We start from the raw sequence: 16,674 nt of genomic DNA, 5'->3' as shown, positions 1-16,674 counted from the left end.
GTCGATGCAGTCGACGTTGACGTCCGTAACCGACCCATGTCCTGATCTGGCAGGGAGTGACCGGCCCAGTCGACGAGCGCTACCATCCTCGACCGACGCCGATCGGCGCGGATGGAGGGGATCGTGCGGATTGCGGTGCTGCGAGAACGGGGCGATGGCGAGACCCGTGTCTCGTTAACCCCGGAGGCTGTCGGGACCCTGGTCTCGGACGGTCACGAGGTTGTGGTCGAGGCGGGTGCTGGCGATGGAGCCGGGATGGCTGACGGGGACTACCGCTCGGCGGGAGCGTTGGTGGAGTCCAATGTGGGATCGGTGGTCGGTGATACCGGTTTGGTCACCTCGATCGGTGGCCCCGGGAATCTGTCCACGATCGGTCTGTTGGGTCCGGGGCACGTCGTGATCGGCCTGCTGGATCCGGTCTGGCGACCCGAGGGAGTCACGGCCCTGGCCACCACCGGGGCAACGGCCATATCGCTGGACCTTGTTCCGCGCAGCACTCGGGCCCAGGCTGTCGACGTACTGTCGTCGATGGCCACCGTGGCCGGCTTCCAGGCCGTTGTGCTGGCGGCTACACGTTCGTACCGGATGTTTCCCCTCCTCATGACCGCGGCGGGAACGGTACCCCCGGCCCGGGTACTGGTGCTGGGTGCCGGCGTGGCTGGACTTCAGGCGGTGGCGACGGCCAGGCGCCTAGGTGCGATCGTCGAGGGGTTCGACATCCGTCCCGAGGCCTTGGAGCAGATCCGGTCGCTGGGTGGACGTTCGATCGAACCGCCGGTGGGCGCCGACGGGGGGGTCCCCGATGCCGTCCGGATCCACGAGGTCCTTGCGCCTCACGTGGTCGACGCCGACGTGGTGATCGGCGCTGCCCAGATCCCCGGTCGACAGAGCCCGCTGTTGGTGACCGAGGCCATGATTGAGACCATGCGTCCGGGATCGGTGGTCGTTGACCTAGCCGTCCAGCGGGGCGGCAACTGTTCGGTCAGCCGGCTCGACGAAGATGTGGTTCTCGGCGGGGTGACCGTCCTCGGGCCCTCCGAGCTGGCGACTGGTACCGCGGTGACGGCGTCCCGGATGTTCGCCACCAACCTCGTGAACCTCGTCCGGATGCTCGATAGAGACGGTGAACCATTCGTCGACCCGGACGACGAGGTGCTGGCCGGGATGCTGGTAGCCACCGGCGGCGAGATCGTCCACCCGGTGGTCCGTGATGCGTTGGGCCGCGGGGAGGCGAACACATGACCCTGCTGGTCGCTCTCACGCTTTTCGTACTGGCTGTCTTCCTCGGCCTGGAACTCATCACCAAGGTTCCGGCCACCCTGCACACGCCCCTCATGTCGGGCTCCAACGCGGTGTCGGGCATCACCCTGATCGGGGCCATGGTCTCGGCGGGGACCGACCACTCGGCATTGACCACGTGGCTCGGCTTCGTTGCCGTCGTCCTGGCCACGGTGAACGTCGTGGGTGGGTTCCTGGTGACCGGGCGGATGCTGGCCATGTTCTCGGCCCGATCGACGAAGCGTCGACCGTCGGTTGGGGAGGAACCGTCATGAGCCGGCTCGACCTGGTCGCCGCGGCCTATCTGGTCGCCGCGGTGCTTTTCGTTCTGGGCCTCAAGTCTCTCGGACGGCCGCGGACCGCCCCCCGGGGAAACCTTCTCGGCGCTTCGGGGATGCTGGTCGCTGTTCTGGCGACCCTGCTCGACCGGTCTATCGTCGACTTCCGCGTCCTTCTGGCCGGGCTTGTCGTGGGTTCTGCAATCGGCATGGTGCTGGCCGTCAAGGTCCGGATGACGGCGATGCCACAGCTCGTTGCCCTGTTCAACGGGTTCGGAGGAGGTGCGTCGGTGCTGGTCGCCACGGCCTCGCTCGTCGAGGTGGGAGATCAGGGCTTGGTGGACGACCAGTTCGCTGTGGCTGCCGCCCTGACAGCGTTGATCGGCGCCGTCACCCTCACCGGGTCGATGGTGGCCTTCACCAAACTCCAGGAGATCGGGAGCCTGCGTTCCTTCCCGGGCCTCGCCGTGCTGCGTGCCACCATGGTCATCGTCGCAGTAGTGGCTTCGGTGATGGTGGTCACCCGGCCCGGCGATCAGGGCTGGATGTGGGCACTGGTGGCCGCCGGGGCCCTATTGGGAGTATTTGGCACCATCGCCATCGGAGGGGCCGACATGCCGGTGGTGATCGCCCTCCTGAACTCCTGTTCGGGTGTCGCTGCGTCCACGGCGGGCTTCGTCCTTGACAACTCGCTGCTCATCGTCGCCGGTTCGCTCGTCGGGGCCAGCGGGCTGGTCCTCACGCAGATCATGTGTCGCTCTATGAACCGTTCCCTGTTCGACGTGGTGTTCGGTTCCCTGGCGGCCAGTGGGGTGGCACCCGACGCCTCGGACGTCTACGGCGACCGTGTCATATCCACGTCTGCCGAGGAGGTGGCGATGCTGTTGGAGGTGGCCGAGCGGGTGGCCATCGTCCCCGGTTATGGCCTGGCCGTGGCTCAGGCGCAGCACGCTGTCCGGGACCTCATGCGGACGTTGAACGACTCCGGTGTAGAGGTGGTGTTCGGTATCCATCCGGTGGCCGGTCGGATGCCGGGCCACATGAACGTCCTGCTGGCCGAGGCCGAGATCGACTACGAACGCTTGCTCGATATGGATCAGATCAACCCGACGTTCGCCCAGACGGATGTGACCATCGTGATCGGCGCCAACGACGTGGTGAACCCTTCGGCCCGGACCGATCCAGACTCGCCGATCGCTGGAATGCCGATCCTGGATGTCGATGAATCCCGGACGGTGGTGGTTGTGAAACGGTCGCTCAGTCCGGGTTTCGCGGGGGTTCCGAATCCGCTGTTCGCCGCTGACGGCACGTTGATGCTGTTTGGCGACGGCAAGGACGCGGTGCTCGACGTGGTGGCCGCCCTGTTGAACGGCTGAGGGGGATTGCTGGCCAATTCGGTGGTCAGTCGGTCCAGGACGGGGGGCGCTTCTCGAGGAAGGCCCGCATGCCTTCTCTGGCTTCGTCGGATCGGAAGATCGTTGACGAGAGTTCGGCCGTCCAGGCGAAGGCCTCGTCGACGTCCATGCCCGGCACCTGGGTCAGCAGTTGCTTGGTGGCCGCCAGTGCGTCCGGGCCACCGGCCAGCAGGTCGGTCACGAACGATTCGACGGCGGCATCCAGTTCGTCGGCCGGGACGGCCTGGTTGACAAGGCCGAGACGGGCCGCGTCGGCGCCTGTCATTCGGTTGCCCAGCAGCATGGCCTCAGCAGCCTGGGTGGGCCGCATCTTCGGTAGGCACAGCACCGAGATCATTGCCGGGGCGATACCGCGCCTCACCTCGGTGAAGCCGAACTTCGCCGACTCGTCGACCACCGTCAGGTCCATGGCGGCGGCTAGTCCCATGCCGCCGGCTACGCAGTGACCGGCGATTCGGCCCACGTAGATCTTGGGGGACGACCGAAACCGCGAGAACAGTGCCGCGGGGTCGACTGACTTTGGAGGAGGACCACCATCTCGGGCGCCGCCGCCCGAGCGTTCCGATAGGTCGGCGCCGGCACAAAACACTCGACCCCTGTTGGTCAGCACCACCACCCGGACGGTTGGATCGCTGTCCGCGGCGTCCAGTGTCTCGACCAGTTCGCCGACCAGCGCGGCGCTCAGGGCGTTGCGGTTCTCTTCGTCGGCCAAGGTGACCGTGACGACGCCGGCAAGGCCGTCTTCACCGCGTGTCGTCTCTACCAGTGGCATCAGGAACTCCCTGCATCGGGTCCGTTCGTAGGTGGGCCGGCGAAGGCCTGGGCCCGGACCATCCAGTCCCGGGCGCCGTCACCTGCCATCCGGAGCCCAGTGTCGTCAACGTGTCGGCGTTGGGTGACCACCAGGCAGAAGTCCTCGGCCGGCCCGCTGATCGTTTCGGATGCATCACCGGGGCCCCACGTCCAAACGGCGCCCGACGGTGCCTCGAGCACGACGTCGACGGCCACATCGGGAGCTTCCATTCGTCGGTTGGCGTAGGACCACCCTCTGGTCATGACCCCAAGTTGGGCGATGTGGCGGAGACGGTCGGTCGGCGGACGGATGGCGCCCACGGCGTCCACCACGTCCTGGCCGTGGGCCCACGCCTCCATGAGACGGGCCGTGAGAAACGACTTACCACCCATCGACGGTCCGTACCACGGCACCTGGGCGTCGTCGGCCAGTGTGCCGGCCGCCGCGGCTAACCGTCGGCGGCCGTCGCGCCATGCGTCGAGTCGTTCGGGTGGCGTGAGTCGCCGGTAGGCGCCCATGGTTAGGTCGTCGATCGCCTCCTCGCCATCTCGGGCCACGCCCATCAGGCCATCGACCGCCGAGCGGAAGCCCTCGGGGTCGGTGATGGCCAACGTGGCGGTCGCGTCGAAGTAGGCAAGGTGGGCGATCTGGTCGCCGACCGTCCAGCGGGGGCTGGCCGTCGCCATATCCCAGGCGTCGAGGTCGAGGTGGGCTACGACGTCATCGAGGGCCTGCTGCTCGGCCGTGAGGTCGGCGGTGAGATTCGCCATGGTGAGAGGCGAGTCGGTCACGGTGTGCTCTCCAGTCCTCGAAGGATGACGTCGACCATGGTGTTGGCGGCATCTCGGGGTGTCGAGTCGATGGCTTCGATGTGTTCAGGAAGGGCGAACATGGCCCCCAGGCCGGCCACCACCCTTGCCACTGCCGCGGTGTCGATCGGATCGCCGCTCGGATCGGCCAGGTTGCCACGCTCTACGGCCAGGTCCAGAAGAGTTCGGGTGACGGCCACCAGATAGTCGGAGTGGGCGGTGGCCAGCCGGTGGGTCGACGGGGTGGCCGCCTGGTCGCGGGCGAATGCCGGCGTGGTTGAGGCCACGGCCAGGTTGGCCGCCCGTAGGTAGGCCCGGATGGCTTCCAGCGGGGCCATGTCGGGAGCCATGGCGCCAACGGCGGCTCGTCCGATGTGTCGCAGGTTGCGGTCGATGACCGTGAGTACCAGCTCGTCCCTGCTGGGTGCGAGGTCGTAGAGGGTGCGCAACGAGCAGCCGGCCTGGGCGGCAATGTCGGCCATGGTGAGCTCGACGAAGCCGTCGGCGAAGAGGGCCACCAACTGGTCCAGGACTTCACGCTGGCGGCCAGTGAGCTGGTCCTCCCGCTCGCGGTCCAGGACGGGACGGGGGGCGGGCACGGCCCGGAGTCGGCGGGCCTGTTCGGCGGCCTGTTCGGTGGCCTGTTCGACGGCCAGCAGGGCCGTGCTCTTGGCCATCAGCCGGAGGCCTCGTTCGACTGCTCGGCGGGGAGCAGTGAGGCGGGCACGTCCACGATCCGGGCTCGGATCCATTCGCCGAGACTCTTGGCTTGGCCATCCTGACGGGACGACGCAGCCACCCCCTCGCCCAATAGGCCACGGATCATGAAGTTGAGCGACCGGATAGCCGGCAGCCGGTGACGCTCGATGGACAGGTCGGCCGTCTCGGGTAGCAGGACTCGGAGGCGGTCCACGGTGAGGTGGTCGTCCAGCCACGCCCAGGCTGCATCGTCGCGGACGAATAGGCCGAGGTTGGCATCGCCACCCTTGTCGCCCGAGCGGGCACCGGCGATGCGGCCGAGGGGCACGGCCACCGTTGGGCCCCCAGGGATGGTCACGTCGGGCCCCGGTCGGGGTTCGACAGAGACATCGGCCGCTTCACTGGTTGGAGCAGCCGATTCCACGATGGTTCGTGAGGTCACCTGGCCGGCTTCGAGCACCACCACGTCCTGCGGGACGAGGTCGGCGGGCACGAGGCCTGCCCGGTGGACACCGAAGGTTCTGGACGCGCTGCTACGCACCGAGAAGAACCCGGGAATGGTGGACAAGGCCATCTCGGTCATGGCGTTGAACACTCCACGACCCACTTTTCGCTCGTCGGCGTCCTTGAGGGTTAGGCACCACTGGGCCACCGCCTCCTCGTTGGATGCCGGGTCGATCTTGTCGGTACGGACGATGCGGGATTCGACCGACTCGAAGTCGTCGGGCCCATCGGGCATAGCGATCCAGAATGCCTCCTCTGCCAGTGCAGCCTTGGCTTCGACGTCCAGGCCGGTCAGGGCGACGGAGAGGTCGGCACGGTGGCCGCCCATGGCGTTCATCGAGACCTTCAACGTCGTCGGGGGTGGTTCGCCCTGTACGCCGTGGATCCGCACACGGTCCGGCCCGACCTCGTCGAGCTGGATGGTGTCGAATCGTGACGTCACGTCAGGGCCCAGGTAGGCCGGTGATCCGATCTCGTACAGCAACTGCGAGGTCACGGTGCCGATCGACACCTGGCCGCCGGTCCCGTCGTGCTTGCCGATGGTCGATGATCCGTCGGCGGCCACCTCGGCCCACGGGAAACCCACCCGGCCCATGCCCGGCACCTCGGTGAAGAACGAGTAGTTGCCACCGGTGGCCTGGGTGCCGCACTCGATGACGTGGCCGGCTACCACGGCTCCGGCCAGTGCGTCCCAGTCGTCACGGGCCCAGCCGTGGTGCCACGCCGCCGGGCCGCAAACAATGGCAGCGTCGGTGGCCCGACCGGTCACCACGATGTCGGCACCCCGGTCCAGGGCGTCGACTATGCCCCAGCAGCCGAGGTAGGCGTTGGCACTCACGAAGCGGCCCGGGTCGGCCAGCGGCTCGCCGGTCACCATGTCGGGAAGGTCCACGCCGGCGGCCAGCAGGTCGTCGAGGCGTCCCAGCAGGTCGTCGCCGGCCACGTAGGCGATGGTGGGTGACAGCCCGAGGCGATCGGCCACCTCGGCGAGCGCCTCGGCACAGCCGGCGGGGTCGAGACCGCCGGCATTGCTGACCACCGTGATGCCCCGGTCGAGGCAGGTGCCCATGACCTGTTCCATCTGCTTGACGAAGCTCCCGGCGAAGCCGCCGCCCGCCCGCTTGGCCTTGGTGCGGGCCAAAATCAGCATCGTCAACTCGGCCAGCCAGTCACCGGTCAGGACGTCGATGTGGCCGCCTTCTACCATCTCGGCGGCCGCCGAGAGGCGGTCTCCGTAGAAGCCGGAGCAGTTGGCGATGCGGATCGGTTCAGCCATCAGCGCCATCTTCGCCCATCGGGTGACCGTCGGCGGGTTCGATGACCATGAGGACGGCTCCGTTGTCGACCTGATCGCCGGCCGTCACCCGTACCTCGGCCACTGTGCCGTCGAACGGGGCGGTCATGCGGTGTTCCATCTTCATGGCCTCCAGCACGACCATGGCCTGTCCGGCGATGACCACGTCACCGGCTGCAGCGAGCACGTCGAGGACCTTCCCGGGCATGGGTGCCGTCAGGCCACCGGTCGGAGCCTCGGTCCCGGGCAGGTTGAATCGGGGGACCGTCTCCAGCGACGTGGTGGTGTTGGCCATGGTGACGTGGAGTACCTCGCCCCGGCCGGCTAACTCGTCGGCGGTCACCGCGGTGATCAGTGCCGTGGTTCGAATGCCGTCGACCGCCAGGTCGATCCCGTTGGCCGACCAGGCGTAGATCGTCGCCTGATGTCGGACCGAGTCGTCGTCGGACCGGGAGTCAGGTTGGGTGATACTCACCGAGAACGTCCCGTCGCGCTCCGAGCGGTAGCGGACGGCGGTCGGAGCGTCTTCGCTTCCCACCCGGGCGAGGGTGACCGCCTGATCGGGAAGGCGGGCGTTGCGCCAACCGCTGGGGGCCTGGCCCTGAACGAGAGCGTTGGTCCGGTTGCGTCCCTGGATCCACAGGGCGGCCGTGGTCGCCACCCGGTCGGCCGTCGGGCCGTCATGGACCATGGTCGTCGCCGGGGTGTGCCTCTCGATGAAGTCGGTGGTGGTGTCGCCGGCCAGGAACGCCTCGTGACGCAGCGTGGCGGCCAGGAAGTCCCGGTTGGTGGTCACCCCACCGAGGTGCATGCGTTCAAGCGCCAGGGCCAGGCGTCCAGCGGCCTCGGCGCGGGTCGGCCCGTGGGCCACCACCTTGGCCAGCATGGGGTCGAAGTCGACCCCGACCACGCTGCCCGCTGTCACCCCGGTGTCCCAACGCACGGCTGGTTCGTCGGCCGGCTCCCAGGCCTCCAGCGTTCCGGTGGCCGGGAGGAAGCCGGCTGACGGGTCCTCAGCGTAGAGCCGCACCTCGATGGCGTGGCCGTCAAAGGTCACGTCGTTCTGCCCGTAGCCCAGCGGTTCGCCGGCGGCGATTCGTAGTTGCTCGCGGACCAGGTCGATGCCGGTGACCTCTTCGGTCACCGCATGCTCGACCTGGAGGCGGGTGTTGACCTCCAGGAAGAAGAACTCGCCGCTGGCGTCGTCGACCAGGAACTCGACCGTCCCGGCTGACCGGTAGCCGATCCCGTCGGCCAGTTGCCGGGCAGCTGCTCCCATGGCGTTCCGGTCGTCGGCATCGAGCACGGCGGCTGGGGACTCTTCGACCACCTTCTGGTGGCGGCGCTGGATGGAGCACTCCCGTTCACCGAGGTGCACCAGGTTCCCGTGGGCGTCACCCAGGATCTGGATCTCGATATGGCGGGAGTGGGCCACGTACCGCTCGAGGAACACCCGGTCGTCGCCGAACGATGCTGCGGCCTCCCGCTGTGCGGTTGCCACCGCGTCGGCCAGGTCCTCGGGTCGTTCTACGAGGTGCATGCCCTTGCCGCCGCCGCCCGCTGCTGCCTTGACCAGGAGCGGATAGCCCACGGCCTCATCATTGGTGGGGTCGTCCGAGGACGGAAGGGTGGGGACTCCGGCGGCGACCGCAGTGACCTTGGCCGAGATCTTGTCGCCCATTGAGGCGATGACGTCGGGCGTCGGGCCGATCCACGTCAGGCCGGCATCGGATACCGCTATGGCGAAGGCCGCGTCCTCGGCTAGGAACCCGTAGCCGGGATGCACGGCATCGGCGCCGGCTGCCTTGGCGGCCGCTACTAGAGCGTCGCCGTCGAGGTAGCCCCCGTCGTCGAGTCGGACGGCCACGTCGGCCTCGGCCACGTAGGGCGCGGTCGCATCTGCGTCGACATACACGGCGACGCAACGCATGCCCATGGAGCGGGCGGTGCGGAACACCCGAGAGGCGATCTCGCCGCGGTTGGCAACGAGTACCCCCGTGATCGGGACGTTGGAGGTGTGATTCACAGTCGGAACACCCCGTAGTTCTCGGCGCCTTCGACAGGCGCTGTCCTCACCACCGACAGGCATAGTCCGAGCACCGTGCGGGTGTCGCGTGGGTCGATGATCCCGTCGTCGCTAACCGCCCCGGTGGCTTCCAGTGCGAGAGACCCCTTCTCCTGAGCGGCCTCAACCTGTCGAACGATCTCGGCGTCTGCCTCCTCGTCGAATTCGATGCCCTTGCGGGCTGCCTGGCCCCGTCGCACGATCGACATGACGCCGGCGATCTGCTTGGGACCCATGACGGCGATCTTGGCCATCGGCCATAGGAAGGTGAACCGGTTCTCGTAGCCCCGCCCCGACATGGCGTAGGTGCCCGCCCCGTAGGAGGCGCCGATGATGACCGTGAGGTGGGGCACGGTGGAGTTGGTCAGGGCGTTGATCATCTGGGAGCCCTTCTTGATGATTCCCGCCTCTTCGAAGTCGGTGCCCACCATGAACCCGGTGATGTTCTGAAGGAAAACCAGCGGTGTGTCCTGCCGGTTGCAGAGCTGGATGAAGTGGGCGGCCTTCTCGGCGGCCTCCGGGTAGATCACGCCGTTGTTGCCGAGGATTCCAACCGGGTAGCCGTGGATGGTGGCGAACCCGCAGATCATTGTCGGTCCGTACCGGGGTTTGAAATCCTCGAATCGGGAACCGTCGACAACTCGACCGATGATCTCCCTGACGTCGACCGGCTGCTTGAGATCCTTGGACACCATGCCCATGAGGCCCTCAACGTCGTGGATCGGTTCGGTCACCTCGTATGACCGATCGGGGCCGGCCTTGCGCCAGTCGAGGTGAGACACGACCTCGCGGCACATGCGTAGGGCGTCCATCTCGTCATTAGCCAGGTAGTCGGCAAGACCGGACTTCTCGGCGTGCATCGCGCCGCCGCCCAGGGTCTCGTCGTCGGCGTCCTCTCCGGTGGCCATCTTCACCAGCGGGGGCCCGGCCAGAAAGACCTTGGACTGTTCCTTGATGAAGATCGTGTAGTCGGACATACCGGGCTGGTAGGCCCCGCCGGCCGTTGACGACCCGAACACCACGCAGATCGTGGGGATGGCCAACTTGGAGAGCTCGATCATCTCGTAGAAAAAGCGACCGGTCTCGGCGAAGTGGTCGGTTCTGGCCCGCCGCCCGCCGGAGCCGCCGCCAGTCTGGACCCGTAGGTCGGCACCGGCGGACTCCACGAAGCTGACGTAGGGCATCCGGTTGTGGCGGGCGATCTCAATGGCCCGCATCCACTTCTTGGCCATGTAGGGGGTCATGGCGCCGCCCAGCACTGTCGGGTCGTTTCCGCAGATGACGCACTCGACGCCGGCGATCACGCCGATCCCCACCACGAAGCCCCCGCCCACCGTGTACGAGGACTCGTATCCGGCCAGCGGGCTGATCTCGAGGAATGGGCTGTCGGGGTCGACTACATGGGCTATTCGTTCCCTGATGGGCATCTTGTCCCGGGAGCGGAGGCGGGCCATCGACTCGGGACCCCCACCGGCGTCTGCCTCGTCGAGGAGTTCCTCGATCACGGCCAGGTGTTCTTCCATGTCAGAGCGGTTCTGGGCGAAGGCATCGCTGCGGGTGTCCAGAGTGGACGCAAGAGGTGGGGCGAGGAGCCGGTGAAGCATGGCCGAAACCTTAGGGCAGTAAGAATAAGAGTGCAAAGTTACCGATCTGATTACCCGTACGGGGCTGCGCGGATCAGGAGGGGCATTCCCGGTGGGATGCTCGTGGCGTGCCGACCCGATATGAGTTCGCCCCCATTGTCGAGGCCTCTGAGGTGGCGGCTATTCGGGGCGTCGTGATGTGCGACGTGCGGTGGTACCTGGATGGCAGATCGGGTCGCGATGCCTACGACGCCGGCCACCTCCCGGGCGCCGTCTTCGTCGACCTCGACGAACACCTGACCTCGACACCGGGTTCCGAGGTAGGTCGCCATCCGCTGCCCACGCCCGAGGCGTTTGCTCGATCGATGAGAGATCTGGGCATCGGGCGGGACGACCCGGTGGTTGCCTACGACGATGCCGGTGGGATGGCCGCCGGACGCCTGGTGTGGATGCTGCGTGTACTGGGCCGACCTGCAGCGTTGCTCGACGGTGGCGTCGGGGCTTGGGATGGGCCGCTGGAGACCTCGCCGACCGTCCGATCGCCGGTGGTGATGCCGGTCGAACCTTGGCCTGTCGGTGCAGTGGCCACCATCGACGAGGTGGCCACTCTGGCGGCGTCGGGAGGGGCTGAGGGGATCGTGCTAGACGCTCGTGGTGCTGAGCGGTATCGGGGAGAGAGTGAGCCAATGGACCCGCGGGCTGGGCACGTCCCAGGGGCGAGGAGCGCACCGTTTGCTGTGAACCTCGAGGTCGAGGGCCCCCGGACCGGCCGGTTCCGGTCACCCGATGACCTGGTCTCCCGGTACGAGGAGATCGGGGTGGTGGACGCCACCAACGTGGTCGCCTACTGCGGATCCGGTGTCAGCGCGTGCCACGACCTGTTGGCCATGGAGCACGCCGGGCTGGGACGGGGCCGCCTGTTCGTGGGGTCCTGGTCACAGTGGAGCCACTCGGACCGGCCGGCGGCCGTCGGTCCGGAACCTGGATGAGCGGCGAGAAGGCGGCCCAACGTCTGACGGTCACCGGTTGATCAGCATGCACGACGCCTAGATTCTGTCCATGACCGACCGCGAGTGGGGTTTCCGGACCCGGGCGCTGCACGCTGGGGGACAGCCTGATCCGACCACCGGGGCGCGGGCCGTGCCCATCTACCAGTCCACAAGCTTTGTGTTCGACGACGCGGCCGATGCTGCCGACCTGTTCGCCCTCCAGAAGTACGGGACGATCTACTCGAGGATGTCCAACCCGACCGTTGCGGCATTTGAGGAGCGCATGGCCAGCCTGGAGGGAGGCATCGGCGCGGTGGCGACTTCGTCGGGTCAGGCCGCCGAGTTTCTCACCGCAGCGGCCCTCGCTGAGGCGGGCACCAACTTCGTAGCTTCGTCCGCGCTGTACGGCGGCACCCACACCATGTTCGACACCACCCTGGGTCGATTCGGGATCGACGCTCGTTTCGTGGACGGCGACGACCCTGAAGCCTTCGCCGCCCGGATCGACGACGACACCCGCTTCCTGTACACGGAGATCATCGGCAACCCATCAGGGTCGGTGGCCGACGTGGCGGCGGTGGCCGACGTGGCCCATGCCCACGACCTGCCGCTGGTGGTGGATTCCACGTTCGCCACTCCGTGGTTGTGTCGTCCCATAGAGCACGGGGCCGACATCGTCGTCCACTCGGCCACCAAGTTCATCGGTGGTCACGGCACGTCAATCGGCGGTGTGGTCGTCGAGTCGGGTCGGTTCGATTGGGGGAGCGGCCGCTTCCCGCAGATGACTGAACCCAACGCCGGGTACAACGGCCTCCGGTTCTGGGAGAATTTCGGCGAGTTCGCCTTCTGTACCAAGCTGCGGGCCGAGCAGCTCCGTGACGTCGGAGCGTCCCTGTCGCCGTTCAACGCCTTCCTGCTCCTACAGGGTCTCGAAACCCTGCCCCAACGGATGGTCGAGCACGTGGCCAACGCTCGGGTCGTCGCCGAGTTCCTGGACGGACACCCCGCAGTCTCGTGGGTCGCCTACCCAGGGTTGGCTGGCTCTCCGTATCGGGCCCTGGCCGATCGATACCTGCCCGATGGACCCGGTGCCGTGTTCACGTTCGGTATTGCTGCCGAGGGAGGTGCCGGCCGGGCGGCCGGAGCGGCTTTCATCGAGCGATTGCAGTTGGTGAGTCACCTCGCCAACATCGGCGACGCCCGCACGCTGGTCATCCACCCGGCGTCGACCACCCACCAGCAACTCTCCGAGGAGGCCATGGTCGCCGGTGGTGTGAGTTCCGACATGGTGCGGCTCTCTGTCGGCCTCGAAGACGTCGACGACATCCTGTGGGACCTTGACCAGGCCCTCACCGGCGGTGCCCAGTGAGCGGGTGGCCGGCCATCGACGGCTGGACCCCACCATCGGCCGTCGAGCGCCGCGATCTGCTGGCCAGGATACGGACCATCGCCATGGTCGGGGTGTCGGCCAACCCCTCCCGCCCCAGCAACTTTGTAGCTACCTACTTGCTGGGTACCGACTACGAGGTCTACTTCGTGAACCCGATGGCCGACGAGATTCTCGGTCGGCCCTGCGTGCCGACGCTTGCCGATCTACCGGTGGTGCCCGACTGCGTGGACGTGTTCCGTCGGCTGGACGACGTGCCCGAGGTCGCCGACGAGGCAGTGGCCGCGGGTGCCCCGGTGTTCTGGACCCAGTTCGGTCTGTGGAGCCCCGAGGCGGCCCGGACCGTGCTCGACGCAGGCATGGACCTGGTGATGGACCGTTGCCTGAAGATCGAGCACGCCCGCTTCCACGGCGGCCTACACCTGGCCGGCTTCGACACCGGCGTCATCAACTCGAAGCGGGAGTCCGGTCGCAAACGCTGACCGACAGAGAAGTCCTGGTCAGCGGGGTTCGCAGACCACCAAGGGGATGTCGCGGTCGGTCTTCGTCTGGTACTCGGCATAGGCGGGCCATGCGGCCAATGCGGCCGGCCAGCGTTCAGCTTTCTCCTCGGGCGAAGCAGTGCGGGCCATCAGCTCGTGGACCTCAGCCCGGTCCTGGATGGTGACCTCCGGGTTGGCCGCCAGATTCAGGTACCAGATCGGGTTCCTGGGCGCACCGCCCATCGAGGCAACCACGAGATAGAACTCGCCGTCGTGGACACGGATCAGCGGCGACCGCCGGACCATGCCGGACTTTCGACCGATCGTGGTCAGGATGATGCATTCGGCACCATTGAACTCGAAGCCATCGACGCCGTCGGTAGCCAGATAGCGCTCGACGTGGTCGGCAACGGGCTCCCAGGGGCTCGGTGCGTAATCGGTGTCGCTCATGGCATCGACCCTATGGCCGGGCACAGCGCGACCTCCCAGCGGGACTCCACTCAGGTGGGAATGAGGTCCAGCGCCCGTCCAAGCGTCTCGAGGCGTTCCTCAATGTTGTCGCCGGCCGGGTAGAGGCGGACGTGGGTGATGCCGACGTCGTGCCACACCCGGAGGCGTTCGGCCACCATCTCCTCAGTGCCCAGCAGGGTGGTGGCCAGCACCATCTCGTCGGGGATGACCGAGGAGGCGGCCGCCCGGTCGCCAGCCAGCCAGAGGCGCTGGGATTCGGCGGCCACCTCGGCGAAGCCCTGGCGGGCGTACGCGTCGTTGTAGAAGTTGGTGTCGGCCGACCCCATGCCGCCGAGGCTGAACGCCAGCCCGGCCCGTCGCATGTCGACCATGGCGGTCAGGTCCGCCTCGTCGCGGGCGAAGGCCACCTCGGCGCCCTGGCAGAGGTCCAGGTCGGTTAGCGACCTCCCGGCCCGTTGAGCCCCCGCCGTCAGGGACTCGAAAGACGATGCTGCCCCTTCCGGGACAAAGCTCGTCCCCAACCAACCGTCGGCCACCTCGCCGGTGAGGGCCAGCATCCTCGGCGACAACGAGGCGATGTAGATCGGAAGGGGTGGATAGTCCGATCCGGCCGGCGGTCGTAGGGCCAAACGGAGAGCCTTGCCCTCCCCGCCGGGCAGGGGAAGGCAGATCTGTTCACCGTTGATGGCCAGACGATCACCGGCCTCGGCCATCCGAACCACCTCGATGGTCTCACGCATCCGGGTGAGCGGGCGAGCGAACGGCACGCCGTGTAGCCCTTCGACCACCTGGGGTCCCGACGCCCCGAGGCCAAGGCTGAACCGACCACCCGTGATGTGCTGAAGAGTGAGGGCCGTCATGGCGGTGTTGGCCGCTGACCGGGCACCCACCTGGAAGACGCCCGAACCGAAGGTCATCCGCTCGACGTGTTGGGAAAGGCCGGCGATCGGCGTGGCGGCATCCCCACCCCACGCTTCGGCCACCCAGCAGTGGTCGATGCCCAGGCGTTCGGCTTCGACGACCCATGCGACATGCTCGGGCCACGGCGCCTGCTCGGCAGCCAGTTGGATGGCGGTTCGCATCCTCGGGCCGGTCATGGCCCCATCCTTGCTGGTGCATAGCGTGGGCGACGACCATCCCCGACGGGGTGAGGAGAGCCGACGATGACCACACAAGATCTTCCTGCGTCCGGGCTACAGGTCCGGAACCAGGGCTTCATCGATTTCATGGTCGGGCGGAAGTCCGACACCTGCATCGACGGATTTCTGGGGATCCGCCACGAGGAGATATCGGCCGGCCGCCTGGTCGCCGAGTTCGACGTGGACGACCAGCACCTGTCATTCATCGGAAACATGCACGGGGGTTGCCTGGCCGCCCTCTGTGACCACTGCCTGGGCGTGGTCCTCTACCCGGTGATGCCGCCGGGGTCATGGGCGGCCACCACCGAGTTCAAGGTCAACTACCTCAAGCCGGTGTCGGAGGGGACGTGCCGGGCCACGGCCACCATCGAGGCCATGACGAAGCGATCCGCGGTGGTCTCGATCCGGGTCGAGAACCTGGCCGACGACGGGATGCGTCTGGTGGCTCTGGCCCAGGGCACCTGCACGGTGAAGTTGGCCGAGGACCGGCCCGATTGAGGCCGGGGACGCAGCGCTACCATTGGCTCTGCTCCGGTTCCGACCGGAGAGATGCACCGGTGCCCGAGAGGCCCAAGGGGACGGCCTGCAAAGCCGTAAAGCCGCGGGTTCAAATCCCGCCCGGTGCTCGACTGATCGGGCGATCCGCAACAGCGGGTCGGGGCGACCGATGAGAAACGGGGGAACCCATGGATGATCAGGAATCGGCCGACGAGGTCGAGGCCAGCACCAGCGATGACCGTGCCCGCGGGGCTGATTCGCCGCTGCCCCATACGCCGCCGTTCGGCATCAGGGCCGTACATCCCGGCGACGCGCCGCCGGTCGGTCCACCCGACCTCGGGGGCGACCCACCGCGTCGGGAACGACCCGCGGGCAACGGCCTGGCGGCGATGGCGGCGACGGTCGGCGTGGTGCTGGCCATCATGGGGACGTTCCTGCCGTGGATCGTTGTGGATCGGGCCGACGGAGCCGTCGACCACCTGATCGGGTGGGATCTCGCCGGCGATGCCGTGCTCGTGCTGGTTACCGGCCTGGTTGCCGCCGGAGTGACCGGGGCACTGTGGATCGGACAGCGGGGGCTGGTGCACAAGCTGGTGCTGCTGCTAGCCGGGGGCGTGCTGCTGGCAGTGGCCGGTCTGGAGATCTCCGACGTGCGGGCCGTCGACGCCGTCTCGTCGCTCGAACGGTCGGTAGGCAGCGGCCTACCAGTGGTGGCGCTCGGTGGGGTACTGCTGGTTGGTGGCGCGTTGTTGGACCGTGGTCCCTGGTCGTTTGGCTCCCGCTGACCCATCTCTCGCTGGGTGTGCCACTAAAGGGCGACCGCTAGCCTGTGTCGTTCCGGGGCCGTTAGCTCAGTTGGCTAGAGCACCTGCATGACGCGCAGGGGGTCGGGGGTTCGAATCCCTCACGGCCCACCACGGTGACCAGCGGAAATGCTGGTCATTTGTGCGTTATGGGGCACCGTCGGACGCACCGCCTGCACGTCGACCC

General features: G+C 67.5%; 16 protein-coding genes and 2 tRNA genes. 10 read left to right on the top strand and 8 right to left on the bottom strand.

What is annotated here, in order from left to right; all coding sequences use genetic code 11:
• Positions 1-111 precede the first annotated feature (111 nt).
• The 3 genes from QF777_07250 to QF777_07240 are packed head-to-tail and all read left to right on the top strand — an operon-like array spanning position 112 to position 2,932.
• A complete protein-coding gene (locus tag QF777_07250) occupies positions 112-1,242 on the top strand; it encodes an NAD(P)(+) transhydrogenase (Re/Si-specific) subunit alpha (protein ID MDP6911348.1) in 1,131 nt (376 codons plus the stop codon).
• Positions 1,239-1,553, top strand: coding sequence for an NAD(P) transhydrogenase subunit alpha (locus QF777_07245; protein MDP6911347.1), 315 nt, complete (start codon positions 1,239-1,241; stop codon positions 1,551-1,553). The genes QF777_07250 and QF777_07245 overlap by 4 nt, the downstream gene beginning before the upstream one ends.
• Positions 1,550-2,932: an NAD(P)(+) transhydrogenase (Re/Si-specific) subunit beta gene (locus tag QF777_07240; GenBank protein MDP6911346.1), complete on the top strand. Its 1,383-nt coding sequence runs from the start codon at positions 1,550-1,552 to the stop codon at positions 2,930-2,932. Before QF777_07245 ends, QF777_07240 begins: the two co-directional genes overlap by 4 nt.
• Positions 2,933-2,957: 25 nt before the next feature.
• On the opposite strand, the gene QF777_07235 is transcribed toward QF777_07240, so the two are convergent.
• From QF777_07235 to QF777_07210, 6 genes are read right to left on the bottom strand one after another with little or no spacing between them, the layout of a single operon-like run.
• Entirely contained in the window at positions 2,958-3,743 is a 786-nt protein-coding gene (locus QF777_07235) for an enoyl-CoA hydratase-related protein (GenBank protein MDP6911345.1), read from the bottom strand.
• The gene (locus QF777_07230) at positions 3,743-4,534 is read right to left on the bottom strand and encodes a TIGR03084 family metal-binding protein (GenBank protein MDP6911344.1); all 792 of its coding nucleotides are present in this window, start codon (positions 4,532-4,534) and stop codon (positions 3,743-3,745) included. The genes QF777_07235 and QF777_07230 overlap by 1 nt, the downstream gene beginning before the upstream one ends.
• Before the next feature lie 17 nt (positions 4,535-4,551).
• Complete coding sequence (locus tag QF777_07225) at positions 4,552-5,250, bottom strand: TetR/AcrR family transcriptional regulator (GenBank protein MDP6911343.1); 699 nt, start codon at positions 5,248-5,250, stop codon at positions 4,552-4,554.
• Entirely contained in the window at positions 5,250-7,052 is a 1,803-nt protein-coding gene (locus tag QF777_07220) for a DUF1446 domain-containing protein (GenBank protein MDP6911342.1), read from the bottom strand. The genes QF777_07225 and QF777_07220 overlap by 1 nt, the downstream gene beginning before the upstream one ends.
• The gene (locus QF777_07215) at positions 7,045-9,096 is read right to left on the bottom strand and encodes a biotin carboxylase N-terminal domain-containing protein (GenBank protein ID MDP6911341.1); all 2,052 of its coding nucleotides are present in this window, start codon (positions 9,094-9,096) and stop codon (positions 7,045-7,047) included. Before QF777_07215 ends, QF777_07220 begins: the two co-directional genes overlap by 8 nt.
• Positions 9,093-10,739 carry a carboxyl transferase domain-containing protein gene (locus QF777_07210; protein MDP6911340.1) on the bottom strand — a complete coding sequence of 549 codons (1,647 nt, stop codon included), beginning with the start codon at positions 10,737-10,739 and terminating at the stop codon, positions 9,093-9,095. The genes QF777_07215 and QF777_07210 overlap by 4 nt, the downstream gene beginning before the upstream one ends.
• Positions 10,740-10,846: 107 nt before the next feature.
• Here QF777_07210 and QF777_07205 point away from each other — a divergent pair, with 107 nt between their 5' ends.
• The 3 genes from QF777_07205 (at position 10,847) to QF777_07195 (ending at position 13,576) form a co-directional block, all read left to right on the top strand.
• The gene (locus QF777_07205) at positions 10,847-11,707 is read left to right on the top strand and encodes a sulfurtransferase (protein ID MDP6911339.1); all 861 of its coding nucleotides are present in this window, start codon (positions 10,847-10,849) and stop codon (positions 11,705-11,707) included.
• Positions 11,708-11,777: 70 nt separating this feature from the next.
• Complete coding sequence (locus QF777_07200; GenBank protein MDP6911338.1) at positions 11,778-13,076, top strand: O-acetylhomoserine aminocarboxypropyltransferase/cysteine synthase; 1,299 nt, start codon at positions 11,778-11,780, stop codon at positions 13,074-13,076.
• On the top strand, positions 13,073-13,576 hold the full coding sequence (locus QF777_07195) for a CoA-binding protein (protein ID MDP6911337.1): 504 nt from the start codon (positions 13,073-13,075) through the stop codon (positions 13,574-13,576). The genes QF777_07200 and QF777_07195 overlap by 4 nt, the downstream gene beginning before the upstream one ends.
• An 18-nt stretch (positions 13,577-13,594) precedes the next feature.
• Here QF777_07195 and QF777_07190 read toward each other — a convergent pair whose 3' ends face one another.
• Together QF777_07190 and QF777_07185 are read right to left on the bottom strand one after the other, a co-directional pair.
• Positions 13,595-14,026: a nitroreductase family deazaflavin-dependent oxidoreductase gene (locus QF777_07190; protein MDP6911336.1), complete on the bottom strand. Its 432-nt coding sequence runs from the start codon at positions 14,024-14,026 to the stop codon at positions 13,595-13,597.
• A gap of 50 nt (positions 14,027-14,076) precedes the next feature.
• On the bottom strand, positions 14,077-15,144 hold the full coding sequence (locus QF777_07185) for an LLM class flavin-dependent oxidoreductase (protein MDP6911335.1): 1,068 nt from the start codon (positions 15,142-15,144) through the stop codon (positions 14,077-14,079).
• Between the two features lie 66 nt (positions 15,145-15,210).
• On the opposite strand from QF777_07185, the gene QF777_07180 reads away from it, so the two are divergent.
• The 4 genes from QF777_07180 to QF777_07165 all read left to right on the top strand — a co-directional run bounded on the left by QF777_07180 (position 15,211) and on the right by QF777_07165 (position 16,601).
• Positions 15,211-15,684, top strand: coding sequence for a PaaI family thioesterase (locus QF777_07180; GenBank protein MDP6911334.1), 474 nt, complete (start codon positions 15,211-15,213; stop codon positions 15,682-15,684).
• Positions 15,685-15,737: 53 nt separating this feature from the next.
• Positions 15,738-15,812 (top strand) — tRNA-Cys (locus QF777_07175).
• Between the two features lie 60 nt (positions 15,813-15,872).
• Positions 15,873-16,469 carry a hypothetical protein gene (locus QF777_07170; GenBank protein MDP6911333.1) on the top strand — a complete coding sequence of 199 codons (597 nt, stop codon included), beginning with the start codon at positions 15,873-15,875 and terminating at the stop codon, positions 16,467-16,469.
• A 55-nt stretch (positions 16,470-16,524) separates the two neighbouring features.
• A tRNA-Val gene (locus tag QF777_07165) sits at positions 16,525-16,601 on the top strand.
• The last annotated feature ends 73 nt before the right edge of the window (positions 16,602-16,674 follow it).

Source organism: Acidimicrobiales bacterium (genome assembly GCA_030747595.1).
GTDB lineage: Bacteria > Actinomycetota > Acidimicrobiia > Acidimicrobiales > MedAcidi-G1 > UBA9410.
This window is presented reverse-complemented; position numbering and strand designations above follow the sequence as displayed.